General features: G+C 50.5%; 19 protein-coding genes. 12 read left to right on the forward strand and 7 right to left on the reverse strand.

The genetic code is table 11. The features are described from left to right. Positions 1 to 78 precede the first annotated feature (78 nt). The 6 genes from C8U37_RS11755 to C8U37_RS11780 all read left to right on the forward strand — a co-directional run bounded on the left by C8U37_RS11755 (position 79) and on the right by C8U37_RS11780 (position 7,837). Positions 79 to 720, forward strand: a complete 642-nt coding sequence (locus tag C8U37_RS11755) for a pentapeptide repeat-containing protein (protein WP_170100282.1) — start codon at positions 79 to 81, stop codon at positions 718 to 720. A gap of 31 nt (positions 721 to 751) precedes the next feature. Next, positions 752 to 1,411, forward strand: coding sequence for a DUF6198 family protein (locus C8U37_RS11760; RefSeq protein WP_108033418.1), 660 nt, complete (start codon positions 752 to 754; stop codon positions 1,409 to 1,411). A gap of 357 nt (positions 1,412 to 1,768) precedes the next feature. Then, positions 1,769 to 2,608 (forward strand): BglG family transcription antiterminator LicT, encoded by an 840-nt coding sequence (gene licT, locus C8U37_RS11765; protein WP_108033419.1) that lies wholly within the window; start codon positions 1,769 to 1,771, stop codon positions 2,606 to 2,608. Between the two features lie 132 nt (positions 2,609 to 2,740). Further along, positions 2,741 to 4,705 (forward strand): beta-glucoside-specific PTS transporter subunit IIABC, encoded by a 1,965-nt coding sequence (locus tag C8U37_RS11770; RefSeq protein WP_108033420.1) that lies wholly within the window; start codon positions 2,741 to 2,743, stop codon positions 4,703 to 4,705. A 292-nt stretch (positions 4,706 to 4,997) separates the two neighbouring features. Then, positions 4,998 to 6,416: a glycoside hydrolase family 1 protein gene (locus tag C8U37_RS11775; protein WP_108033421.1), complete on the forward strand. Its 1,419-nt coding sequence runs from the start codon at positions 4,998 to 5,000 to the stop codon at positions 6,414 to 6,416. Between the two features lie 11 nt (positions 6,417 to 6,427). Further along, the gene (locus tag C8U37_RS11780) at positions 6,428 to 7,837 is read left to right on the forward strand and encodes a 6-phospho-beta-glucosidase (protein ID WP_108033422.1); all 1,410 of its coding nucleotides are present in this window, start codon (positions 6,428 to 6,430) and stop codon (positions 7,835 to 7,837) included. A 515-nt stretch (positions 7,838 to 8,352) separates the two neighbouring features. Here the strand turns inward: C8U37_RS11780 and pdxT are convergent. After that, positions 8,353 to 8,925, reverse strand: a complete 573-nt coding sequence (pdxT, locus tag C8U37_RS11785) for a pyridoxal 5'-phosphate synthase glutaminase subunit PdxT (protein WP_108033423.1) — start codon at positions 8,923 to 8,925, stop codon at positions 8,353 to 8,355. Between the two features lie 2 nt (positions 8,926 to 8,927). Then, positions 8,928 to 9,818, reverse strand: a complete 891-nt coding sequence (gene pdxS / locus C8U37_RS11790) for a pyridoxal 5'-phosphate synthase lyase subunit PdxS (RefSeq protein WP_108033424.1) — start codon at positions 9,816 to 9,818, stop codon at positions 8,928 to 8,930. Between the two features lie 147 nt (positions 9,819 to 9,965). On the opposite strand from pdxS, the gene C8U37_RS11795 reads away from it, so the two are divergent. The 4 genes from C8U37_RS11795 to C8U37_RS11810 all read left to right on the forward strand — a co-directional run bounded on the left by C8U37_RS11795 (position 9,966) and on the right by C8U37_RS11810 (position 15,670). Next, positions 9,966 to 11,381, forward strand: a complete 1,416-nt coding sequence (locus C8U37_RS11795; RefSeq protein ID WP_108033425.1) for an aminotransferase-like domain-containing protein — start codon at positions 9,966 to 9,968, stop codon at positions 11,379 to 11,381. A gap of 338 nt (positions 11,382 to 11,719) precedes the next feature. Continuing rightward, positions 11,720 to 13,114: an aspartate aminotransferase family protein gene (locus C8U37_RS11800; protein ID WP_108033426.1), complete on the forward strand. Its 1,395-nt coding sequence runs from the start codon at positions 11,720 to 11,722 to the stop codon at positions 13,112 to 13,114. A gap of 117 nt (positions 13,115 to 13,231) precedes the next feature. Further along, complete coding sequence (locus tag C8U37_RS11805; protein WP_108033427.1) at positions 13,232 to 14,329, forward strand: RNA-guided endonuclease InsQ/TnpB family protein; 1,098 nt, start codon at positions 13,232 to 13,234, stop codon at positions 14,327 to 14,329. A 174-nt stretch (positions 14,330 to 14,503) separates the two neighbouring features. After that, a complete protein-coding gene (locus C8U37_RS11810; protein ID WP_245879833.1) occupies positions 14,504 to 15,670 on the forward strand; it encodes an iron-containing alcohol dehydrogenase in 1,167 nt (388 codons plus the stop codon). A 293-nt stretch (positions 15,671 to 15,963) separates the two neighbouring features. On the opposite strand, the gene C8U37_RS11820 is transcribed toward C8U37_RS11810, so the two are convergent. The 4 genes from C8U37_RS11820 to C8U37_RS11835 all read right to left on the reverse strand — a co-directional run bounded on the left by C8U37_RS11820 (position 15,964) and on the right by C8U37_RS11835 (position 20,238). Then, positions 15,964 to 16,584, reverse strand: a complete 621-nt coding sequence (locus tag C8U37_RS11820) for an HD domain-containing protein (RefSeq protein WP_108033430.1) — start codon at positions 16,582 to 16,584, stop codon at positions 15,964 to 15,966. 37 nt (positions 16,585 to 16,621) lie between these two features. Continuing rightward, positions 16,622 to 17,065: a YaiI/YqxD family protein gene (locus tag C8U37_RS11825; RefSeq protein ID WP_108033431.1), complete on the reverse strand. Its 444-nt coding sequence runs from the start codon at positions 17,063 to 17,065 to the stop codon at positions 16,622 to 16,624. Between the two features lie 322 nt (positions 17,066 to 17,387). Then, entirely contained in the window at positions 17,388 to 18,875 is a 1,488-nt protein-coding gene (thrC, locus tag C8U37_RS11830; RefSeq protein WP_108033432.1) for a threonine synthase, read from the reverse strand. A gap of 181 nt (positions 18,876 to 19,056) precedes the next feature. Beyond that, complete coding sequence (locus tag C8U37_RS11835) at positions 19,057 to 20,238, reverse strand: acetyl-CoA C-acetyltransferase (RefSeq protein WP_108033433.1); 1,182 nt, start codon at positions 20,236 to 20,238, stop codon at positions 19,057 to 19,059. A 260-nt stretch (positions 20,239 to 20,498) separates the two neighbouring features. Here C8U37_RS11835 and C8U37_RS11840 point away from each other — a divergent pair, with 260 nt between their 5' ends. Further along, on the forward strand, positions 20,499 to 21,671 hold the full coding sequence (locus tag C8U37_RS11840) for a hydroxymethylglutaryl-CoA synthase (RefSeq protein ID WP_108033452.1): 1,173 nt from the start codon (positions 20,499 to 20,501) through the stop codon (positions 21,669 to 21,671). Between the two features lie 309 nt (positions 21,672 to 21,980). Here C8U37_RS11840 and C8U37_RS11845 read toward each other — a convergent pair whose 3' ends face one another. Next, positions 21,981 to 23,285: a hydroxymethylglutaryl-CoA reductase, degradative gene (locus tag C8U37_RS11845; RefSeq protein ID WP_108033453.1), complete on the reverse strand. Its 1,305-nt coding sequence runs from the start codon at positions 23,283 to 23,285 to the stop codon at positions 21,981 to 21,983. A 144-nt stretch (positions 23,286 to 23,429) separates the two neighbouring features. On the opposite strand from C8U37_RS11845, the gene C8U37_RS11850 reads away from it, so the two are divergent. Beyond that, complete coding sequence (locus C8U37_RS11850) at positions 23,430 to 23,966, forward strand: AI-2E family transporter (RefSeq protein ID WP_245879834.1); 537 nt, start codon at positions 23,430 to 23,432, stop codon at positions 23,964 to 23,966. Positions 23,967 to 24,076: the final 110 nt, after the last annotated feature.

Consider the following 24,076-nt stretch of genomic DNA (forward strand, 5'->3'; position numbering starts at 1 on the left):
CAAGCAATGATATCTAAGCGTCATTTTTTCAGGTATACTCAAAGTAAGAAAGCTTAATGTCAGGAAGGAATGTGTGCTGTGCCAGTCAAAATTATAAATCCGGTTTTGCCGATCGAATTGCCCGAAAAGAATTTCGCCGACTGTTTCGATCCGGATGAACCTTATATAGAACATGCGCTTTTCAAAAATACGGCCATCGATTTTGGCCATTCCAGGGGAGTGGAGTTCACCGAAGTCAGATTCCAGAATGTGACTTTCAGCGAAGCGACGGTGAACCAGTTGTACTTGCGGGATGTCATCTTTGAAAGCTGCGATTTCGCCAATGTGCAGCTGGATGAAGTCACTATGAAGCGGGTGCATTTCGTGAATTGCCGGCTCATCGGCACCTCAATGACTGAAGGGGTCTTTGAGGATGTGCGCTTCCGCGAATGCAACCTGCAGATGGCGGCTCTTGGATTCAGCAAGCAGAAGAATGTCCGTTACGAGAGCTGTCGTCTGAATGAGGCCGATTTTTACACATGCAAATTGAAGAAAGTGGATTTTTCCGAATGCGAATTGTCCGGAATCAATTTCACGGGAACACCGTTGAAGGCCATCGACATCAGCAGTTGCCGTTTCGAGCGCATCAGCGTCACGCTGGAGGATCTGAAGGGCGCGATCGTCAGCGAAGAGCAGGCGTTGGCTTTTGTCGTCATGCTCGGGCTGGTCATCAAAAAGTAATAAATGCGAAAGACAAAATAAGGAGGCAGATATGGAGAAAAAAGTGTTCGCAAGTGAAGTGGCATTGGCCATGGGAGTGATGATCAATGCGTTGGCCGTATCGTTGATGATCAAAAGCGAACTTGGGGTATCGACGATTTCATCCGTGCCGGTCGTATTGAATAAGCTGTTTTCGGAGGTGACCATCGGCAGTTGGAATTTCGCTTTTCAAGTAGTCCTTGTCGTGCTGATGGCCGTGATCACCCGGAAGTTTTTGGGGTATGTTCTCTCGGTTGTATTGGCATTGCTCTTCGGCAATTTGATGGATTTCTTTGAAGTGCTTTTTTCGGGCATCATTGCTACTATGCCGCTCCGGATCGTTTTCTTCTTTGCCGGCTTTTTCCTGTTGGCATTCGGAATCAGTCTGATGATGAACTGCAAGCTCCCCGCTCTTCCGTTCGACCTGTTCGTCCGCGAAATGGCCGATCATTTCGGTCTGAGCGTGAAGCAGATGAAAACGGGGTTTGATGTCTTCTGTGTGGTGTTGAGCGTTGTTTTTTCGGTGTTGTTCCTGGAAGGTATCGCTGGTGTCGGGATTGGTACCGTATTCGCTATGCTGTTCACCGGAACCGTTGCGCAGCTTTTCATGGAATGGTTGAACAAGCGCTTCGTTTTCAGGAGAATGCTGGTGTTGGATAGAGAACGCGCATGATATAGCTGCTGCCTTATTGCGAGGCAGCTTTTTTTTCAACAGAAATCAGAATGTCGACCAAAAAGATGAATAAAAGCAAAGAATCCATCTTTGTAGCGCAGAATGCTGCTCCGCAACACACTAGTCATAAAGCTAATAACATCCGTTTTCAAAGAAATGCTGATCCACCAACGTTATAAATGAAAATTAACTTTTATTAAGGAAAGGGCTTGCATCTTTTTATTGGAAGTGCTAACATGTTGTTCATAGGATTGTTACTGCTTGTGCAGGCAAAACCTAAATTGATACGAGATGATGTGCACATCATTTGGTGTTAGTTTAGGTTTTTTTTAATGGAAGGGGGAATGGGGATAATCGATGAAGATTGAAAAAGTCTACAATAACAACGTGGTCTTGGCAAAAGCCGGAGACTCATCCGAAGTCATTGTGATGGGAAAAGGGATTGGGTTTCAGAAACGGACGGGAGACGTTTTCGACAAGTCTTTGATCGAGAAGACCTTCGTCATCCAGGAAAATGATTCAGCCGATCAGCTAAAGGCCATTTATCAGGATTTGCCGCAAGAAGAATCAGATGCCATTTTTAAGATCATTCAAGAGGCCGAAACGAGGCTGAATCATATTTTCCAAGCAAACGTCTATCTGACGCTTGCGGACCACATTCATTACGCTATCCAGCGGACAAAGGAAGGGATTGTTTTGACCAATCCTTTGGCCTTCGAAGTGAAGAAGTTCTATCGACGGGAATACGAGCTCGGCAAAATCGGGTTGGCACTCATCGCGGAACATACCGGTGTCGTGATGGCACCTGATGAAGCGACTTCCATCGCACTGCATTTCGTGAATGCGCAAAAGGAAGGGCAATTGATCGAAGAGACGATGAAAGTGACCCGGATCGTTCAGGACATTCTGAACATCGTCCGCTTGCATTTCGGAGTCGCCTTCGATGAAGAATCGATTTCCTATAATCGATTCTACACCCATCTGCAGTATTTTGCGCAGCGGGTCGTCATGGGTGAAGTTTTCCAGACGGCTCCGGACACATTCTTGTTGGAACAAGTGAAGGCAAACTATCCGAATGCTTACACGTGTGCGAATAAGATCTCGACCTATGTCGGCGGTGCCCACCATTTTCAGGTCGGGAACGACGAACTTGTTTATCTCACGATCCATATCCATCGGGTCGTGCCACAAAAGTGAATATAAAGATGCTCTCAAGAGGATTGTTACTGGTAAGGCAGGCAAAACCTAAGTAGACGGCAGGGAAGCGATTCCCATGCTCTCTATTTAGGTTTTTTTTAATAAAAAATAATAGAAAAAGAGGGATATAACATGAAATATGAAGAATTAGCAAAAGACATTTTGGCTCATGTGGGCGGCAAAGAAAACGTCCGCAGCTTGGCTCACTGCATCACGCGTCTGCGTTTCAAATTGGTTGACGAAAGCAAAGCGGACACGGATTATTTGAAGAAGCTCGAAGGAATCGTTACTGTCATCCAAAGTGGCGGGCAGTATCAAGTCGTAATAGGCAACCATGTACCGGATGTCTACGCAGCAGTCAACGCGGTCGGTGGCTTAAATGGAGGCGGCGAAGTCGATGCTGAAGATGAAGGTCCGAAAGGCAGCTTGTTCAACCAGTTCATCGATATGATTTCGAAGATATTCCAACCAATCCTTGGACCACTAGCAGCGACAGGGATGCTGAAAGGTGTGGCAGCACTTTTGGTGGCCGCGGGTATGTCGACTACTGATGGGGCCTATGTCCTGATTCAAGCAGCGGGTGACGGATTCTTCAACTTCCTGCCGATCTTCCTTGCCTTCACTGCCAGCAAACACTTCAAGATGAACAGCTTTACGGCGATGGCAGTCGCAACCGCAATGGTTTATCCAGGGCTGGTAAATCCTGCCGGAATCGATCCATTGTACACGTTGTTCGCCGGTTCTATCTTTGAATCCCCGATCTACATGACATTCTTCGGATTGCCGATCATCATGATGAGCTATGCCTCATCCGTTGTGCCGATTCTGTTGGCCGTCTTCCTGGGCTCCAAAGTTGAAAAATTCTTGAAGAATGTCATTCCGGATGTCGTGAAATTATTCATGGTGCCTTTTGCAACTTTATTGATCGTCGTTCCATTGACCATCTTGTTTGTCGGACCAATTTCCACATGGGCTGCAACGCTGCTTGGCGCTGGCGTATCATGGGTCTATAACTTGAGCCCAATCGTCGCAGGCGCTGTTTTGGGCGGCGGCTGGCAAGTATTCGTCATGTTCGGTTTGCATTGGGGCTTGGTTCCGATTGCGATCAACAACTTGGCGACACAAGGGTTCGACCAACTGTTGGCTACTGTATTAGGCGTTTCTTTCGCACAGACGGGTGCTATCCTGGCCATCTACTTGAAAACGAAGGAAGCGAAAGTGAAACAATTGAGCATCCCTGCATTCATTTCCGGCTTGTTCGGTGTAACTGAGCCAGCCATCTACGGGATCACATTGCCGATGAAACGTCCTTTCCAATTGAGCTGTATTGCTGGTGCGATCTCCGGTATTGTCGCAGGTATCTTGAAATTGACAGGCTACCGTATGGGTGGTTTGGGTGTATTCTCATTCCCTAGTTATTTGGAAGCGGACGGTTCCATGACCTTCAACTTCTGGGCTTCCATCATCGTATGTGCAGTCGGCCTTGTCGCTGGATTCATCCTTGTCTTCTTCTCAAAAATCCCTGTGCTTTACGGGGAAACTGAAACAGCAACAACTACGACAACTGCAACAACTGCAACAACTTTGGACACAAACGCTGTAGTCGTTGCAGCAATGAAAAAAGACTTGAGCGCAGCTGCTGAAAAAGATTTGGTCGCTAGCCCAATGATCGGCGAAGTGGTTGAATTGTCGGATGTTCCGGATGAAGCTTTCGCAACCGGAGCGCTTGGCAAAGGGATCGCAATCCGTCCGACTGTCGGCGAAGTCTATGCACCCGCAAACGCAACTGTAACGCTCTTGTTCCCGACCCAACATGCGATCGGTTTGACGACTGAAAACGGTACGGAAATCCTGATCCATGTCGGCATGGATACAGTCCAATTGAATGGCGAAGGCTTCACGAGCCATGTGCAACAAGGCGATAAAGTCGTTGCCGGCCAATTGTTGTTGGAATTCGACATCGACTTCATCAAAAAAGCAGGCTACGAAGTCATCACACCGATCATCGTCACCAACAGCAATGATTACCTGGATGTGCTCACGACCAAAGAAGCAACTTTGAACGACGGCGACTATCTGTTGACGGTCATCGCGTAACCGCAAGCTATCCGTGAAATCGGAGTCGATCACAAGCAATATAATTGAATGTAACCCATGTATTCGGGAAATCGATCTCAACCGCAAACAACATTCCCGGATAAAAACCAGATATCCGGGGAAAAGACCTAGACCGCAAGCCAGTCTCCCGAATAAAAACCAGATATTCGGGAATTTGGTTTGTGGTCTCAGGCGCCCGAACCCATTTGGGATAAGTAATTATAATTCAGGGCTGTCCCACGACGAGGCGGACCCAAAAATAAAATAGATGAAGAAGAACAGGAGCGGTCACATGCAAACAGTATTCCCAAAAGGATTTTTATGGGGCGGCGCAACAGCCGCAAACCAATACGAAGGTGCTTATAATGTTGACGGAAAGGGGCTTTCCGTTCAGGACGTAACCCCTCAAGGCGGATTTGGGCCGATCACGGATGGTCCTACACCGGACAACATGAAATTGGAAGGGATCGACTTCTACCACCGTTATAAAGAAGATATCGCATTGTTTGCGGAAATGGGCTTCAAAACATACCGTACTTCCATCGCATGGACACGTATCTTCCCTAATGGTGACGAAACCGAGCCGAATGAAGCTGGCTTGCAGTTCTACGATGACTTGTTCGATGAATTGGCAAAATACGGCATCGAACCGCTGATCACATTGTCCCATTACGAAACACCGCTTCACCTTGCTCGCGAATACGACGGCTGGGTCAACCGCAAAATGATCGGTTTCTACGAAAACTACGTGCGCACGGTCTTCACGCGCTACAAAGACAAAGTCAAATATTGGTTGACGTTCAACGAAATCAACTCGATCATCCACGCGCCATTCATGAGCGGCGGGATTGCGACGGCTCCGGACAAATTATCGAAATCGGATCTGTACCAAGCTTGCCACCATGAATTGGTAGCCAGTGCTTTGGCGACAAAAATAGGCCACGAAATCAATCCGGACTTCCAGATCGGCTGCATGGTCATCGCAATGCCGACTTATCCGTTGACTTCCCATCCTGATGATATCATCGCGGTGATGGAAGCGGATCGCCAAAACTTCTTCTTCTCGGATGTCCATGTTCGCGGCTCATACCCTGGCTACATGAAACGTTATTTCCGTGAAAACGGCATCGCGTTGAACATCACGCCGGAAGACGAAGAAATCCTGAAGAACACTGTTGATTTCGTTTCCTTCAGCTATTACATGAGTTCCACGGAAACGGCGGATCCTACCAAGAGAGCAGCAGGCGAAGGCAATATTTTGGGCGGTATTCATAATCCATACTTGGAGGCTTCCGAGTGGGGCTGGCAGATCGATCCAAAAGGCTTGCGTGTGATCCTGAACACGTTCTGGGATCGTTACCAAAAACCGTTGTTCATCGTCGAAAATGGTTTGGGTGCAGTCGATCAGCTGGTTGAAGGCGAAGATGGTCAAATGACTGTCAACGACGATTACCGCATCAACTACCTGAACGACCACTTGGTGCAAGTCGCTGAAGCAATCGCGGACGGCGTGGACCTGATGGGCTACACGACTTGGGGTTGCATCGACTTGGTCAGCGCATCCACTGCAGAATTGAAAAAACGCTACGGCTTCATCTATGTCGATCGTCACGATGACGGATCCGGCACACTGAACCGTTACAAGAAAAAATCATTCAATTGGTACAAAGAAGTCATTGCAACAAACGGCGCATCTTTGGTAAAGAAATAGGAGGAATTGTCATGTCAGCAGGTAAAGGATTTCCGGAAGGTTTCTTCTGGGGCGGCGCCACAGCCGCGAATCAATTTGAAGGAGGTTGGGATGCCGAAGGAAAAGGTCCGTCGGTCATCGACCAATTGACCTGCTCACGCGATTTTGCGGAGCGCTTCGCCGGTATCGGTGATTATTATCCTTCGCATATCGGTATCGATTTCTACCACCGCTACAAGGAAGACATTGCCTTGTTCGCCGAAATGGGTTTCCGCATGTTCCGCATGTCGATTGCTTGGACAAGGATTTTCCCGCAAGGTGATGAATTGGAACCGAACGAGGCCGGATTGGCGTTTTACGATGACGTCTTCGATGAATTGGCGAAATACGGCATCGAACCATTGGTGACGATCTCGCATTTCGAGATGCCGCAATATCTGGTCGACCACTACGGTGGCTGGGAAAACCGCCAGCTGATCAGCTTCTTTGAAAGATATGCTACAACCTTGTTTGAACGCTACCAAGGCAAAGTCAACTATTGGCTGACCTTCAATGAAATAAACATGGCGACGTTTCTGCCGCAAATCTCGATCGGTTCGAAAGCGGAAGCGGGCGAAAGCCAAGAAGCAGTCATGTACCAAGCATTGCATCACCAGTTCGTGGCCAGCGCTTTGGCGACGAAGGCTGCACGGGCAATCGATCCCGAAAACCGCATCGGCTGCATGATCGCTTATGCACCAGTCTATCCGCTGTCGGCAAAACCGGAAGATGTATGGTCGGCACAACGGAAAGAAGAGGAGAAACTGTTCTTCTCTGACGTCCATGCCCGCGGGTATTATCCGCCGAGCAAACTGGCTTACTTCGCCACGAAGGGCATCAATGTCACCTTCGAGCAAGGCGATGAGGAAATCTTGGCTGCACATACGGTCGATTTCATTTCCTTCAGCTACTATGCTTCCAGCGCCGCTAGCTTTGCGCAATCCGGTGTTCCGGGTGAAGGCAACGCCTTGATGGGTGAAAAGAATCCGTATTTGGCAGAATCGGAGTGGGGCTGGCAAGTTGATCCATTGGGTATTCGCGTGGCCTTGAACACTTTCCATTCCCGTTACCAATTGCCGTTGATGGTAGTTGAAAATGGCCTGGGCGCTGTGGATGAAATCGTCGACGGCAAAATCCATGATGATTACCGCATTTCCTACTTGCGCGACCATGTCAAAGCCATGCGCGATGCGATCGTACTGGACGGCGTGGATCTGGTCGCCTACACCTCTTGGGGCTGCATCGATCTGGTTTCGGCCGGTACCGGCGAGATGGCGAAACGCTACGGTTACATCCATGTGGACCGCGATAACGACGGTTCAGGCAGCTTGGATCGCCTGAAGAAGGATTCCTTCTACTGGTACCAAAAAGCCATCGCCAGCAACGGCGAAGATTTGGATTAACAAATGCAAAATCCCCTGTATCACGCAAGAGCGTGAGGCAGGGGATTTTTTTGGTATTATTTAGTACAGCATTTGGTGAGGTTGTCCGATAACTTCGTGGAATCGGACAAGTAGGCGCCAGCAGAGGCTGAACTTGTCCGATACCGGAAAGAAATCGGACAACTAGATCCCGGTAATGGTCGAGCTTGTCCGATAACGCTTGTTTATCGGACAAGTTTGTGTCGGTGTTGTCTGCGGTTGTCCGATATGTTGGATGAATCGGACAAGTAGGCGCCAGCAGAGGCTGAACATGTCCGATACCGGAAAGAAATCGGACAACTAGATCCCGGTAATGGTCGAGCTTGTCCGATAACGCTTGTTTATCGGACATGTTTGTCTCGGAGTTGTCTGCGGTTGTCCGATACTAAGCAGGAATCGGACAAGTAGGTGCCAGCAGAGGCTGAAGTTGTCCGATACCGAAAAGAAATCGGACAAGCTCGGCCCCGCTAAGGGTAACGTTGTCCGATAACATTACCTTATCCGACTTTCTTCAAAAAATACGCGAATACCGAAAGATCATCCGTCAATTCCGGATGGAAAGCAGTGACCAGCACTTGATCATTTTCTGCTGCTACAATCTTTCCGTCGATGCTGGCCAACATCCGCACTCCTACGCCGAATGAGCGGATATAAGGCGCGCGGATGAAGACGGCTTCCACCGGCTCAACGATGCCTTCAAAAGGCAGCAGCGCTTCGAAACTGTCGACCTGGCGGCCGAAGCCGTTGCGTTCGACTTCGATGTCGATGAAGCCGAGCCGCAATTCATCAGGTGCATGGCTACGGTCGGTGCTGCAGAGGATCAGCCCGGCACAGGTACCGAAAATCGCTTTTCCGGCAGCATAAAAGGCCCGCAAAGGCTCTTCCAATCGCTGTTCGCGAATCAGGCGACCGATTGCCGTCGATTCGCCGCCAGGGATGATTAGCCCGTCCAGGCCTTCCAGATCGGCAGGCGTCTTCACGGCTACGGCAGCAACGCCCAATTTAGTCAGCGCCTGCAGGTGCTCCGTGACGGCTCCCTGCAAGGCCAAAACACCGATTTTTTTCGTCATGCTTACCAGCCTCTTTCCTGCATGCGTTCGGAAGCGTGCAGGGTGCTGATGTCGATCCCCTTCATCGGTTCGCCCAAGCCTTTGGACAGTTCAGCCAACAAGGCATAATCTTCATAATTGGTTGTCGCGCGGACGATGGCGCGGGCGAATTTTTCTGGGTTCTCGGCTTTGAAGATGCCGGATCCGACGAAGACGCCATCCGCACCCAGGCTCATCATCAAGGCTGCGTCGGCAGGTGTTGCGACACCACCGGCAGCAAAGTTCACGACCGGTAATTTCCCGAGCAGTTTGATTTCCTTGACCAGTTCGTAAGGGGCTCCGATTTCCTTGGCGAATGTCATCAGTTCATCGTCCGATTTCGTTATCAATTGGCGGATTTGGCCGTTGACTTTGCGCATATGGCGGACGGCTTCCACGATGTTACCGGTCCCCGGCTCGCCTTTCGTACGCAGCATCGAAGCTCCTTCACCGATGCGGCGCAAGGCTTCACCCAGATCGCGACAGCCGCAAACGAAAGGAACCGTATAGTCCGATTTCAAGAGGTGAAACTCTTCATCAGCCGGAGTCAGCACTTCACTCTCGTCGATATAGTCGACACCCATCGCTTCCAGGATGCGCGCTTCGGTGATGTGACCGATGCGGGCTTTCGCCATGACGGGAATGCTCACAGCGTTCATCACTGCCTCGACGATGGAGGGATCCGCCATCCGCGCGACCCCGCCGGCTGCGCGGATATCCGAGGGCACGCGCTCCAAAGCCATGACCGCTACGGCACCAGCCGCTTCAGCGATTCTTGCCTGCTCCGCGTTCACGACATCCATGATGACGCCACCTTTTTGCATTTGGGCCATCCCACGTTTTACTTTTTCTGAACCGATGATTTTTGTTGTCATAAATAATCCTCCTTGAATTAGATGATAAATAGATTAAAGAATGGTTAAATCATAAGCCCTTTTTCCAATAACACCTACATCCAATTGGACTGTTTCCGAACCAACCAATTTGGTGTATAATGAGTTAAAACTAGGGAGAGTGAAGGAATGACGGAATGGAGACTGGACCAGGATAGGGGCATGCCGCTCTATCAACAGCTGATGCAGCTGATCGAAGAGAAGATAAAAGCCGGAGATTTGGTCCCCGGCCGGGCCTTGCCGGCGGAACGCAAGTTGGCGGAGGAACTGCAGGTCAACCGCTCGACCGTCATCCGGGCACTGGAAGAGCTGACGACGCAGGGGATCCTCATCCGCAAAAGGGGCAGCGGGACGTTCGTGAATCCGAATAAATGGGGGATGCAGACAAGGCCAACCATCAACTGGCGGACTTCCTTGACGCCGGATAGTCTTTCGGGGGACACCCCTTATCAAAGAAACGTCAAACAACTGTCGTCGCAGCACCGATCACGCGAAATCCTGGATTTGGGGAATGGGGATTTGCCGAAGGACCTCTTGCCGGAGCTAAAGATCCCGGATATTTCGCTGGGTGACATGTTGCATGGGGAAGCGACATTCATCCGGGAGAACCGAGGGATCAAGGCGACGAGGGAAAGTGTCCAAAAACACCTCCAGACCGCGTACGGGATGACTGTCCCGCTTGAGGAAATCTTCATCACTTCGGGGACCCAGCAATCCTTGTTTTTGATCACGCAAGGGCTGTTGAAGCCGGGCGATGCGATCGGTATCGAAGCGCCTTCTTATTTCTATTCATTGCGATTATTTCAGGCTGCCGGTCTGCGGATTATTCCGATTCCGATGGATGGCGAGGGCATGACCGTCAAGGGTCTCCAAGAAGTTTCCTTGCAGTACCCTCTGAAGATGATTTTTCTGAATCCGATTTTCCAGAATCCGACAGGAACGGTCATGAGCCCGGAGCGGAAACAGGCCATCCTTGATTATTGTTTGCTGAAACGCATCCCGATTGTGGAGGATGATGCATACGGCAGCTTTGTTTTTGATGAAACAGTCGATAATCGTCCGTTGAAAAGCTTGGATAAACGGCAGCAAGTCCTGTATCTGGGGTCCTTGTCCAAGTTTGCCGGTCAGCATATCCGGATCGGCTGGATGGTAGGGCCTGCCGCGATTATCCGGGAATTGGCCGACATCCGCGATCAGATCGACTCCGGATTGAGTTTCTTGCCGCAGCTGCTGGCAGAGCATTATTTGGCGAGCGAAATGGCTGCCCATCTTCCCGTTATCGTCGCGGCTTTGAGGGAGCGCGCTGAAAGACTGCAAACGTGGCTCAGAAACAGATACGGAACGGAAATCAGTTTTGAACCGTCAAAAGGCGGCTTCCACCTTTATTGCTGTTTTCCGAATAAAACCGATGCTGAAATGGATGAATTGCTTCAGCAATTGTTGGAAGAAAAAGTGATTGTGAAGGAAGGCATCCAGTTCGGTGACCGGAAAAATGCGCTCCGTTTCAGTTTCGGACATTTTGTGGAGCGGGAAACAACAATATGAGCCCAATTTGCTGCGGCCATTTTTACATTTCTTCACCCATTTGCTGCGCAATATCCTTAAAATGGAATGAAAATAAAAATAAATCAAATTTCATGTCAGGAAACCTCCCGTAAAGATAACGGGAGGTTTTTTTGCTTGAAATCCTATATGTATCATAGTTTTTCCTGGTTATTACAACCCTATTTCCGAAGTGATGTGAACGAAGCTGACATCGCATAACAGAAAAGGTCCTATCCGGTGTCATGAAATGTTTTCGGTTTGAGTGATAAATCTATATAATCAAAACATCGAAGTCACAAAAGATATCACAAGTATGCATGAAAAGGGGAGCGAGCGTCATGACAGGAACAACATCATTAACAGAAACAGAATTGAGATATCAATTACCGGAAATCATCACGGAAACATTGCCTGGGGAAAAGGCAGCAGCCATTCTTGCACGGAGATCGGAAGCGATCCCTGCCTCTTTGACATGCGTCTATCCGGTTGCGATAGGGAAGGCTGAGGGCGCCATCATCGAGGACGTTGACGGCAACCGCTTTTTGGATTGGGTCGGGGGCGTAGGTGTTCTGAATATCGGACACCGTCACCCGAAAGTCGTGGAAGCAGTCAAGCAACAGGAAAATGATTATTTTCATGCGATGATCAATATCCTTACGAGTGAAAAATATATTACATTAGCTGAAAAAATGAACGATATCGTGCCGGTGAAGGGCTTCAAAAAGCGGACGTTCTTTGCGAACAGCGGTGCCGAAGCGATCGAAAATGGCGTAAAGGTAGCCAGAGCCTACACGAAACGTCCGAATGTCATCGTATTCTCAGGCGCCTTCCATGGACGAACACTTTTGACGACCCACATGACCGCGAAAAAGGCCAATTCGATCGGCTTAGGGCCGTTCCCGGATGGGATATTCCGTGTGGATTATCCGAATCTTTACCGCAAACCTGCCTACTACACGGATGATGAGGCAGTGGCCTACTACATCGAACGCATCAAACGCGCCTTTGATGAGTTGACGCCGGCCAGCCAAGTCGCTGCCATCGTGTTCGAGCCGGTGCAGGGCGAGGGCGGCTTCATCCCGGCTCCGATCGAATGGGTCAAAGCAGTCCGCCAGATCTGTGACGAGAATGGCATCATGATGATGACGGATGAAGTGCAGACCGGATTCGGGCGCACTGGAAAACTGTTTGCCTCCTCCTACTACGAAGAAGCCGGCTGCGCTCCGGATATCCTGTGTACGGCAAAATCGATTGCAGGCGGATTCCCGCTCAGCGCCATCGTTGCCCGTGATGAGATCTTCAAAGGGATGACCGGCGGATTGATCGGCGGCACCTTCGGAGGCAATTCGGTATCTTGTGCGGCGGCGCTTGCGACGATAAAAGTCATCGAAGACGAAAAACTCTGCGACCGTTCATTGGAACTGGGTGCAGCCTACACTGCCCGTGTTGAAGAATGGCAACAGCAATACAAAGAAATCGGCGATGTGCGCGGTTTGGGCGGGATGATCGGGGTTGAATTCATCAAAGACCGACTTACCAAAGAACCTGCTTCGGAATTGGTGAACGCGCTGATCCAACAATGCGTCCAGAACGGCTTGATCATCGAAAATGCAGGCACCTACGGCAATGTGGTCCGGTTCCTGGCTCCTTTGGTCACGACGGATGAGCAGCTGGAAGCCGGCCTTGCGATTATGGGCGATGCAATCGATGCATTGTGCACAAAGTTAGCATAACTATCTGAAACTAATGGGGCTTTAAACAGTCAATAAAAATCTCCTCAAATGCATGCAAATCTTTTGTTTTTGATCCCGTTTCCTCTATACTTTGCGTATAGAAAGGGATGATCTGAGATGATGCTGACTAAGAAGGTCCGTTTGATTGTGACAGATGAAACTTCCAAACTCTACCAAGCGGCGGGCGTTGCTCGCTGGGCCTACAACTACACGATCCGGATGCAGGAAATGAATCACCGCTTCGGCGGGACATTCATCAACGACAATGAGCTGCGCAAGCACATCACCAAGATGAAGAAGCGCAAGAAATATGCTTGGCTGAACGACGTGTCCAACAATGTCGTCAAACAAGCGGTCAAGGATGCCTGCAAAGCCTACAAAGCCTTCTTCAATGGGCAAGCTCAGCATCCCCGGTTCAAGACCAAACGCCGCTCCACGCCGAGTTTCTACAATGACTGCGGCAAGCTGAAAGTGAAAGGCAATCGCGTCCTGTTGGAGAAAATCGGTTGGGTGAAGACCAACGAACCGTTGCCCGTGGACTGCAAATACTACAACCCGCGTATCAAGTTCGACGGTAAATATTGGTATCTGACGGTCGGCGTCGAAGTGACTCCGAAAATCGTCGAATTGGACGATCGGATTGTTGGGGTGGATGTCGGTGTCAAGGAGTTGGCTGTCACCTCCGATGGCATCTTTTACAACAATATCAACAAAACAGCCTCCGTGAGGAAAGCGGAGAAACGCCTCAAGAGATTGCAGCGGCGTGCAAGCAGAAAATACAAGAAAGGAACGCCTAAATCTAAACATCTCCTAAAACTAGAAGCTAAAATCCGAAAGCAACACAGACGCTTAGCCAACATCCGAACCAATCATGTCCATCAAGCAACGGCGGAGATCGTGAAATCCAAACCCTCCCGCATTGTGGTGGAAACGCTGAACATCCGCGGCATGATGAAGAACAAGCATTTGGCTAAGGCGGTCGCAAATCAGAAACTCTTTTTCTTCAAACAATGCCTGCAATACAAATGCGAACTGCATGGCATTGAATTTGTGGAAGCGGACCAATGGTTCCCGAGCTCCAAGTTGTGCAACAACTGCGGAACGCTCAAAAAGGACCTGAAACGCAGTGACAGAATTTACCACTGCGCGTGCGGTCACCATTGCGACAGGGATCTGAACGCAAGCTACAATCTGAGGGATTACCAAGCAGTCTAATGGTAGCTCGGATATGTACGATTCGTTGCATCGGAATTTACGCCCTCGGAGTGCTGCAACAAACGAAAGTAGTCCGTCAGGACCAAATCGGGCACGAAGAACAGGGAAGCAAACATAAACTAGTTTTAGTTAGATTTATGGCAACGAAATACTATGTCACCGTCAGCTGAAATCATGGATTTTGAATTCTATAATCCTGTCCGGATCGCGTTCGGACGGGATCAGGTCAAAAAAATCGACAAGTTTGTGCCTAAAGATGCAAAAGTATTGATTACCTATGGAGGCGGCAGCGCCAAACGCTCAGGCACCTTCGACCGTGTCGTGGAGGCTCTGGGCGACAGGGAATGGGGCGAGTTCGGCGGCATTCCGGCGAATCCGGTCTTTGAATACCTCATGGATGCTGTGGAGAAAATCAAAACGGAAGGCTTCACTTTCCTGATTGCCGTGGGTGGCGGATCGGTCATCGACGGAACGAAATTCATCGCGGCCGCCAGCCTGTTCGAAGGCAATCCAATCGACATCTTCGCAAGCGGTGTCGGCAAAGGGCTGCCGGTCGAAAAGGCGATGCCTTTCGGGACAGTGTTGACGATTCCGGCGACTTCCTCGGAAATGAACCCGATCACCGTAGTCAGCTTTGAGGAACTGCAGGCAAAGGTGAGCATCAAAAATGAGTATCTGTTCCCGACTTTTTCGATTCTGGAACCCGAATTGACTTACACTTTGCCGAAGAGGCAATTGGCGAACGGCCTCTCCGATTCCTTTGTCCATGTCATGGAGAACTACTTGACCTATCCGGTCGGTGCGAAACTGCAGGATCGCTGGTCCGAAGGCATCCTGCACACGTTCATCGAAATCGGCCAGGAAGTCCTGGCGGATGAAGAAATAGATTACAACACGCGGGCGAACTTCATGTGGACAGTGACCAACGGCTTCAACGGATTCACGGCTTCCGGCGTACCGGGAGATTGGTCCAGCCATGCCTTGGGCTACGAAATCACCGCTTTGAACGGGACCGATCATGCCCGTACGCTTTCGGTCATTCTGCCTGCTACCATGAAAGTGCGCAAAAAGGAAAAATGGGATAAGCTACTTCAGTACGCAGAGCGCGTTTGGGGCGCCGATGCCGGCGATGAAGAGGCGCGGATCGATTTTGGCATCCACAAAACAGAGGAATTCTTTCGTTCGTTGGAAATGCCGACCCGATTCAGTGAAATCGGCATCGAAGCAACGGACATCGACTATATGGTCGAGCAACTGGCAGTCCACAAGCGCGACCGCCTTTCGGAACGCGCTGACCAGACTTTGGATATCAGCCGAAAAATCTACGAAATGGCTTTATAGGTGTTGAACAGACAAAAAGCCTGGGCTGTACCGGAATTGGATTGATGCTGAAATAACCCGCCAAAACCACCTTAATGGGGAAAATTAGTTGAAATCGCACTCAGAAAACCTGCCGAAACCACTTTGGCGGGGAAAGACGTCCGTGGAAAACGCGAGATTCCCCGTCAAAACCATTTTGGCGGGGAATCTCGCCACGATCTCGAACCCCGGACCAAATAACCAGACAATGATTCCACAGAACGCGAAAAGACTGGGCTGGCTCAATTGAGCCAGCCCAGTCTTTTCGCGGTTTTTCAGTGGCCATCCCACTCGGAATGGAAGTCCTTCAGGAACTGTTCCATCCGCTCGTGGCGGGCGAGCGCTTTTTGTTTGCCGGCTTCCGTGTGCATGCCGTCCTTCAGCAGGAGCAATTTTTCGTGGAAATGGCCGATTGTATCGCTGTCCGGATCATCGCTGTGCTCGGGAACATAAAGCGGCCGGTCTTTGTGCCCGCCGTAGGCAAATGCGCGCGCGATGCCGATGGCGCCGATGGCATCCAAGCGGTCGGCGTCCTGCACGATCCGGCCTTCGATCGTTTCCAACACATGCTTGTTTTTCCCTTGCTTGAAGGACATGTTGTTCACAATGTAGATGACCTGGTCAATGACGGAATCACTTAACTCGAAAGGCCGGAGGATGTCGGTGATGATGGCTTCGCGGTCGGCATCGGTGTAGCCGAATTTGTGGTCGGCGACATCATGGAGAAGAGCCACCAAGCCGATGATGAGCCGATTGCCGTTTCCTTCCGCTTCAGCGATGTCCATGGACGTGTTGTAGACCCGCAGCGTATGCCACCAATCATGCCCCGTAGCTTCGTTCCTCAACTTGTCCGCGACGATATGTTTCACATCTTCGATAATGATTTCATTGCGCATCCTGATGCACCTCTTTCTTGATTCTGTTAGGATTCCATTAGGTTTCTTGCAGCTTGGAAATGAGCAGTTTCCGGAATGCATGCCGGTCAGCATCCGTAAATGGCTTCGGACCTTTCGTGCGTTTGCCGCTTTTGCGGACCATCGCGCTCATGTAGCGGTCCTCAAGCAGCCGTTCCATATTGCTGTTGTCATAGGCGAAACCTTTATGATGGAGCACGGTCAGCCCCTTCGGTAAAGCGAGAGAGGCCAAGCCATAGTCCTGCGTAACAAGCAGATCGCCTCGGTGCGCGAGCTGGATGATCTTGAAATCGGCTGCGTCCGCTCCGGAATCGACGTATACGGTATTCACACCAGCAGGGAGCGGGGCATTGGAATAGTGGGCAAAGCTGGTGACGATCGTGACCGGTATATCGCGTTTGATGGCTTCTTCGATGATGATGTCTTTTACGGGACAAGCATCCCCGTCGATCAGTATGTTCATTTAGCGCCTCGATTCTATTTCTTTCTGATTCCATTTTACCAAAAAACGGCGCGGATTTCTTGATGATGTGTGTGCTTAGTCGGAGAAACGAAAAAAATGTTACCGGCAACTCCGGCCAAGAGCGGTTGGCCGGAGTTAAGAGTGAAGTTCCACCGCTGACTCCGACCAGAAGCGGTTGACCGGAGTAGAGCGCATCTTTGCATCCTCAGCTCCGGCGAAGACCGGCTTCACCGGAGCACAGAACGAAACACCGCCCAAAGCGCACAAAAAGCCGACGACCGGAAAATGTTCCGGTCGTCGGCTAAGCTTTAAACATTTACAATCAATTCAAACCCAAAATAGTTTCGACGCTCTGCTGCATTTCGTCGGAAGCGACAACGGTGTTGTGGCGAACTTCCGCATGCAATAATTCTTCGATTGCTGCTGGGAAAGCGACTCCGCTCAATTCTCTCAGGCGGTCCAACATTTCCTCCATGGAATCATCTGAAAACTCAGGATCGATGGCATTCAGGACGGCTTGCGGGAATTTATAAGGGCTAGCAGTCGACGCGATGATGATTGGTGTGTGATCATCGGTTTCGGCCACATAAGCGTTGGCAACATGCGCCGCCACAGCCGTATGCGGATCGATGACATAGCCATCAGCATGGTAAAGTGCAGCAATCTGTGCCGTCACTTCTTCTTCCTTCGCGTAGTCCGCGTAGAAGTCTTTCGCTTTTTCCTGCATCGCTTCCGTCACTTCGTAGCGACCGATTTCCTTCAAGTCGTTCATGAAAGTTTGGACAGCTTCCGCGCTTTCGTCGGCCATCAGATACAGCAGGCGTTCCAGGTTGCTGGAAACCAGGATATCCATCGATGGGGATGTCGTCAAAATGAAGTCGCGGTTGCGGTCATAAGCGCCGGTCTCGAAGAAATCGACCAGGACTTTGTTTTCGTTTGAAGCGATGATCAATTTTTGGATCGGCAAGCCCATTTGTTTCGCGAAGTAGGCAGCCAGGATATTCCCGAAGTTGCCGGTAGGGACAACGACGTTCATCGGTTCGCCAGCAGCGATAGCGCCTTGTTTTACCATTTGGCCGTAAGCATAGACATAGTAGACCACTTGCGGGATCAGACGGCCGATGTTGATGGAGTTGGCGGAGGAGAATTGGAATCCTGCTGCATCCAAACGTGCCGCCAAGTCTGCGTTTCCGAACATGTTTTTGACGTTCGTCTGGGCATCATCGAAGTTTCCGTCGATGGCAACGACAGAAGTGTTAGCGCCTTTTTGCGTCACCATCTGTTTTTCCTGTATGGCGCTGACGCCGTTTTTTGGGTAGAACACGATGATGCGCGTGTTCGGCACATCCGCAAATCCGTCAAGCGCCGCTTTGCCGGTATCGCCGGAAGTAGCTGTCAGGATCACGATTTCTTTTGTGCTGCCGTTCTTTTTGGCGGAAGTCGTCATCAAGTGCGGTAGGATCGAAAGGGCCATGTCCTTGAACGCGATGGTCGGTCCATGGAATAATTCCAGGTAGTGGTTTCCGCCGGCTTTCACCAACGGGACGATGCTGGAGTCGTCAAATTTGTCATCGTAGGCAGCGTTGACGCAATGTTTCAATTCTTCTTCAGTGAAGTCGTCAAAAAATTTCTGCATCACTTCGTAGGCTAATTCTTGGTAAGTCATGTCGGCTAGGCGATCCAATGCGATGTCCAAAGCCGGAATGTGATCGGGTACGTACAATCCGCCGTCTGGCGCTATCCCTTGTAATATTGCTTGTGAAGCCGTCAGTGTTTTTTCTGCATTTCGTGTGCTGTGATAGGTCGTCACGGATTCAGTCTCCTCTGCATTATTGTCATTTTTAAATTAAAAATTTCTCATAAAGAGTATGCCACATTTTCGTTGAAAACTCAACAGCATATCGATGCAATTACCGTTCCGAAGCGCTTTTTTATGAAAAACCTCCCCAGGTTGATGAAAAGCTCAACTCCCCGGGAAGGTCCTGCTTTGACTAAGGCCGTTCGATAATCATTGCGATGCCCATTCCGCCACCGATGCAAAGGGAGGCGAGACCGAGCTTAGTATCCGTCCGTTTCAGTGCATGCAACAAGGTAACCAAAATCCGTGATCCGGAAGCGCCGATGGGATGACCCAAAGCGATGGCGCCTCCGCTGATGTTGACTTTTTCCTCAGGCAAGCCCAAATTCCTGATTACGGCGATGCTCTGCGAAGCGAAGGCTTCATTCAATTCGAAGAGGTCGATGTCCTCCACGCGCAGCCCGGACTTGTCCAATACTTGGTGGATGGCGTAGTAAGGCGCGTAACCCATGATGGCAGGGTCGATACCGGTTTCGGCATAACCTTTGATTGTGGCCAGATAAGGGATGCCTTTCGCTTCGGCTTCCGACTTCGGCATCAGCACCAAGGCAGCCGCTCCGTCGTTGATCCCGGATGCGTTCCCGGCAGTCACCGTGCCGTTCTTTTGGAAGGCTGGCCTTAATTTGCCCAAACTCTCCATAGTGACATCTTTGCGGATATATTCATCATCATCCACCACCGTCTGCTGATCCCTGCGGTCTGTGAGGATGACAGGCGCGATTTCTTCCTTGAAGTAGCCTGCATCTTGCGCGATGGCGGCTTTCTGTTGCGAGCGCAGCGCGAACGCGTCCTGTTGTTCGCGGCTGACCTGGAATCTTTCCGCTACCGTTTCGGCCGTGATGCCCATGTGCTGCTGGTCGAAGGCATCCGTCAGACCGTCGTGCACGAGGCTGTCGACGGCGCTGATATCGCCAAGTTTGCTGCCCCAACGTTGATTCGGCAACAAGTAGGGAGCCTGCGACATGCTTTCGGTGCCGCCGACGACCACCGTGCGGGCGTCGCCGAGACGGATGGCTTGGCTCGCCAGGATGATCGCTTTCAATCCGGAGCCGCAGACTTCATTGATCGTCATGGCGGTTTTTTCGTAGGGGATTCCGGCAGCAACCGCGATTTGGCGTGCCGTGTTCTGGCCGATGCCAGCCTGAAGGACATTTCCGAAAATGACGGAATCCACTTCTTCAGGGGCTAGACCAGCCCGATTCAACGCCGCTTCTGTGGCCGTTTTTCCCAGTCCGACTGCGCTACAATTTTTGAGGCTGCCTCCGAATGAACCGATTGGGGTTCTGGCAGCACTGACAATTACGACTTCTTCCATAGAATAGCTCCTTTTTTGTAATATTTTGGGTAGGGTTGGATACTTCGACCTTTGATGCTTCTTATTTTACGCGATGCAGTGCTGATAATGATATAAGAATTCGTAAAGAATTACAAATGAAAAGCAATTTTTGGATAAGCGTTTTGTAAGATATCTTTAATTTGAAAGGCCAACAGTTGTTTTTTTGACCGGTCTGGTCTATCATTTGGGATGACGAGCTTCAAATATGTTATAGATACAAACAGTAAGGGGTAATGGATGTGAAGATTGGGATAGATAAGATTGGCTTTTATGCGCCGCACTTCTTTGTGGATATGGAAAAATTGGCGGAGGCCAGGGGAGTGGATCCGGCCAAGTATACAATCGGCATCGGGCAAGAAAAAATGGCGGTTGCCCCCATCACACAGGATGCGGTGACACTGGCGGCGAACGCCGCATTGCGGATTGTGGATAAGGAAGACTTGGAGAAAATTGATTTGGTCATTTTCGGGACGGAATCTGGGATCGACAATTCCAAATCAGGGGCCGTCTACGTGCACGATCTGCTGGGGATCCAGGAACATGCCCGCTGCATCGAATTGAAGCAAGCGTGCTACGCAGCGACTGCCGGCATCCAATTGGCGAAAGGGCATGTCGCTTTGAATCCGGAAAGCCGGGTTTTGGTGCTCGGGTCGGACATTTCCCGCTACGGAATCGGCACGGCCGGTGAAGTGACGCAAGGTGCCGGCGCTGTGGCCATGATCATCCGTGCGGAACCGCGCATCCTCGTATTGGAGAATGAGAACAGCTATCTGACTGCCGATGTGATGGATTTTTGGAGACCCATCTATTCGGAAATGGCTTTTGTCGATGGAAAATATTCGAATGAGCAATACATTTCGTTCTTCATAAATGCCTGGGAAGATTTCAAAGCGAAGTATGGTGCCACGTTGGCGGATTTTGAAGCCATCTGTTTCCATCTGCCTTACACGAAGATGGGCATGAAAGCTTTGCGCGAAGTGCTTGATCAGGGTTCCGAAGTGGACCGCGACCGTCTGACGGCACATTACCAAACCAGCACGATCTACAACAGGATCGTCGGCAACATCTACACGGGTTCGTTGTACCTGAGCCTGTTGTCTTTGTTGGAGCTTTCCGACGACCTGAAGGCGGGCGACAAAATCGGCCTCTTCAGTTACGGATCCGGCGCGGTCGGCGAGTTCTTCACGGGTACGCTGCAGGAAGGTTTCAAAGCGGTTTTGGCAGCTGCCGAGCACGGTAAGATGTTCGCCGGCCGCAAAGAAGTGACCGTCAAAGAATATGAAGAGCTCTTTTCGCATGTTTTGCCGGTCGATGGCTCAAACATCGAGCTGGATGTGGACGCGGATCCCGCGACCATCTGCATCGAAGGGATGGAAGACAACAAACGCATCTATCTGAACAAAACCCGATGAATGTTAAATGAAAACAGCAAGCCGGCAGCCAGTATTCTGGTTGCCGGCTTGCTGTTTTGTTTTTTTGTGTTTTCGGTGATGGTTCGAGCGTGCGATCGATCATTCGAGTGAGCGTTCGCCGGAGAAAAATGGAGTTCAGCCTCGTCAACTCCGGTGAGCGGGTCTTCGCAGGAGGAAACCGGTATTCGGCTTCGTCAACTCCGGTGAGCGACTCTTCATCGGAGCAAACAGTGATCAATCCTAGTCAACTCCTACGAAGCAAGCTTTCACCGGAGCTGGCGGCCAACCCGGCCAACCCGGGTTGGCTGATCAGCTTTTCCGGATTCGTTCCAACAGATCCTGCGCTGTCGCCAGATTCATGTTTTTTTCAGCTTTCAAGCGCGCGGACAGCTGTTCGATTTCGTCTCCGGTTGCGCCTGCGCTGATCGCAAGCGAGCGCGAGTGCAGGCCCATATGTCCTTTCTGGATGCCTTCCGTCACCAGCGCTTTGATGGCCGAGAAGTTCTGCGCCAGCCCGACCGAGACGATGATGGATTCCAGCTCGGCCGCTGATTGGTAGCCGAGGATTTCTTTCGTCATTTTCGCAGCGGGATGGAAGTTGATCGATCCGCCCACAGCTCCAATCGGCAATGGCAACGTCAGACTTCCGAGCAGATCCCCGTTTTCCGCTTTTTTCCAAGTTGTCAGTGACCGGTACTGTCCGCTGTGGGAGGCATAAGCATGAGCACCGGCAGAAATGGCGCGCCAATCGTTTCCGGATGCCAGTACGATGGCGTCGATGCCGTTCATGATGCCTTTGTTGTTGGTGACGGCGCGGTAAGGATCGACGTAAGCAAACTGATACGCTTCGATCAGTCGGTCGCGCACTTCTTCACCGGAGTATACACCTTTGGTCAGAAGTGCAGCCGGTATCCGGCACTCGGCGGTCGCCAAGCAGTCGGTCGCGTAATTGGTCAGGATTCCCATCAAAGCTTCGCCCCCGGTCAAACTCTCCAGGTAAGGGATGACGCCTTCCATCATCGTATTGATGATGTTGGCCCCCATCGCCTCCAACGTTTCGACATGCAGATGGACGACAAAAAACGAGGGGATCCCTTCAACATCATCTGCAAGCAGAATCCTAGCGCTGACGCGGCGGGCTCCGCCGCCACGCTTCACGATGGAGGGATGGGCAGCATTGGCAACCTTCAGGATCTCTTCCTGATGCGAAAGAATCAGCTGTTCCGCAGCAACGCTATCTGGTACATTTTTCAAGGCGACTTGGCCGATCATGATCCGTTCCTGGATTGTGGTCCGGAAACCGCCCGCTTTAGCGATCAGTTTCGCACCGGCACTGGCCGCAGCGATGACGGAAGGCTCTTCGATGGCCATCGGGACGGCATATTCTTTCCCGTCAATCAAAAAATTCAAGGCGACACCGTAGGGCAAGTCATACGTGCTCAATTGGTTTTCGATCATATTGTCGGCGATTTCCTGCGGCAACCGCAATCCTGCCTGCAAGTTGGCTGTCGCTTCTTCATCCAGGATGCCAGCCGACTTTAAGGCAGTGATCCTTTCGGCTGGGGTTTTATCGTAAAATTTCTGAAGATGTTTGGATTCCATTTTATGCTCCATTTCCCAAGTGTTTTCACGTGTAATCAATGTCTGTTTCCTATATCATTTTATCATAGTACTATCCTGATGGCATCCGCCATCAGTCGCTTTGCGCAGAGGACGAAAGAATCCGACCAATGCCCGATGACTGGCAGGCGCACAGGTGTGTATAATGAGTTCATCCATAGAAAGAGAGTGATCGTATTGGAAACAATCAGCTATTATATCAAGGAAATCATCAACGCAACCGGAAAAGGGTTGAAAGGGTATCTCATATCGGCCGTCAAGCTTGCTGCTATCAGCTTTGTCCTGTTGTGCATCGGGTTCCTGTACTTCGGCGTCGATTTTTGGTTCCTGAAAGCGCTGGGGATCGCGGTTTTCGATCTTATTCCGATTCTGGGAAGTGGGATGGTGATGATCCCTTGGGCGGTGATCCATCTGCTGCTCGGGAACACAACGTTGGCTTGGCAAATTGGACTGCTGTACATCATTCTTGTGGTTGTCCGTCAGATTGCCGAACCGTTCATTACCGGCAAGGAAATTGGCATCCGGCCGCTGTACACGTTTCTGGCGACGGTCGTCTGCATCCTCTTGTTCGGGCCGCTTGGAGCCGTTCTAGGGGCAGTGGTCGCCGTCGTGATCAAAGCCGTTTTGGAAGTATCGAGTGTCAGCCACAACAATTATGACAAACATCGTCGCTGAGAAGTGCCGATATTTCACAAGCTCGGGAGAATCTGATTTCTTCCGGGCTTTTTTATTTTTTTGTGTGCGTGTTTACGGAATCCATCAGATTGTTTACGATAAAAAATAAG

The sequence above is a fragment of the Trichococcus patagoniensis genome, assembly GCF_003051085.1.
In the GTDB taxonomy this organism is placed as follows: Bacteria; Bacillota; Bacilli; order Lactobacillales; family Aerococcaceae; genus Trichococcus; species Trichococcus patagoniensis.

Bases quoted from the DNA above. Each gene is read 5' to 3' on its own strand.
- C8U37_RS11760 (WP_108033418.1), top strand. From the start codon at position 752: ATGGAGAAAAAAGTGTTCGCAAGTGAAGTGGCATTGGCCATGGGAGTG.
- licT (WP_108033419.1), top strand. From the start codon at position 1,769: ATGAAGATTGAAAAAGTCTACAATAACAACGTGGTCTTGGCAAAAGCC.
- C8U37_RS11770 (WP_108033420.1), top strand. From the start codon at position 2,741: ATGAAATATGAAGAATTAGCAAAAGACATTTTGGCTCATGTGGGCGGC.
- C8U37_RS11775 (WP_108033421.1), top strand. From the start codon at position 4,998: ATGCAAACAGTATTCCCAAAAGGATTTTTATGGGGCGGCGCAACAGCC.
- C8U37_RS11780 (WP_108033422.1), top strand. From the start codon at position 6,428: ATGTCAGCAGGTAAAGGATTTCCGGAAGGTTTCTTCTGGGGCGGCGCC.
- pdxT (WP_108033423.1), bottom strand. From the start codon at position 8,925: ATGACGAAAAAAATCGGTGTTTTGGCCTTGCAGGGAGCCGTCACGGAG.
- pdxS (WP_108033424.1), bottom strand. From the start codon at position 9,818: ATGACAACAAAAATCATCGGTTCAGAAAAAGTAAAACGTGGGATGGCC.
- C8U37_RS11795 (WP_108033425.1), top strand. From the start codon at position 9,966: ATGACGGAATGGAGACTGGACCAGGATAGGGGCATGCCGCTCTATCAA.
- C8U37_RS11800 (WP_108033426.1), top strand. From the start codon at position 11,720: ATGACAGGAACAACATCATTAACAGAAACAGAATTGAGATATCAATTA.
- C8U37_RS11805 (WP_108033427.1), top strand. From the start codon at position 13,232: ATGATGCTGACTAAGAAGGTCCGTTTGATTGTGACAGATGAAACTTCC.
- C8U37_RS11810 (WP_245879833.1), top strand. From the start codon at position 14,504: ATGGATTTTGAATTCTATAATCCTGTCCGGATCGCGTTCGGACGGGAT.
- C8U37_RS11820 (WP_108033430.1), bottom strand. From the start codon at position 16,584: ATGCGCAATGAAATCATTATCGAAGATGTGAAACATATCGTCGCGGAC.
- C8U37_RS11825 (WP_108033431.1), bottom strand. From the start codon at position 17,065: ATGAACATACTGATCGACGGGGATGCTTGTCCCGTAAAAGACATCATC.
- C8U37_RS11835 (WP_108033433.1), bottom strand. From the start codon at position 20,238: ATGGAAGAAGTCGTAATTGTCAGTGCTGCCAGAACCCCAATCGGTTCA.
- C8U37_RS11845 (WP_108033453.1), bottom strand. From the start codon at position 23,285: ATGGAGCATAAAATGGAATCCAAACATCTTCAGAAATTTTACGATAAA.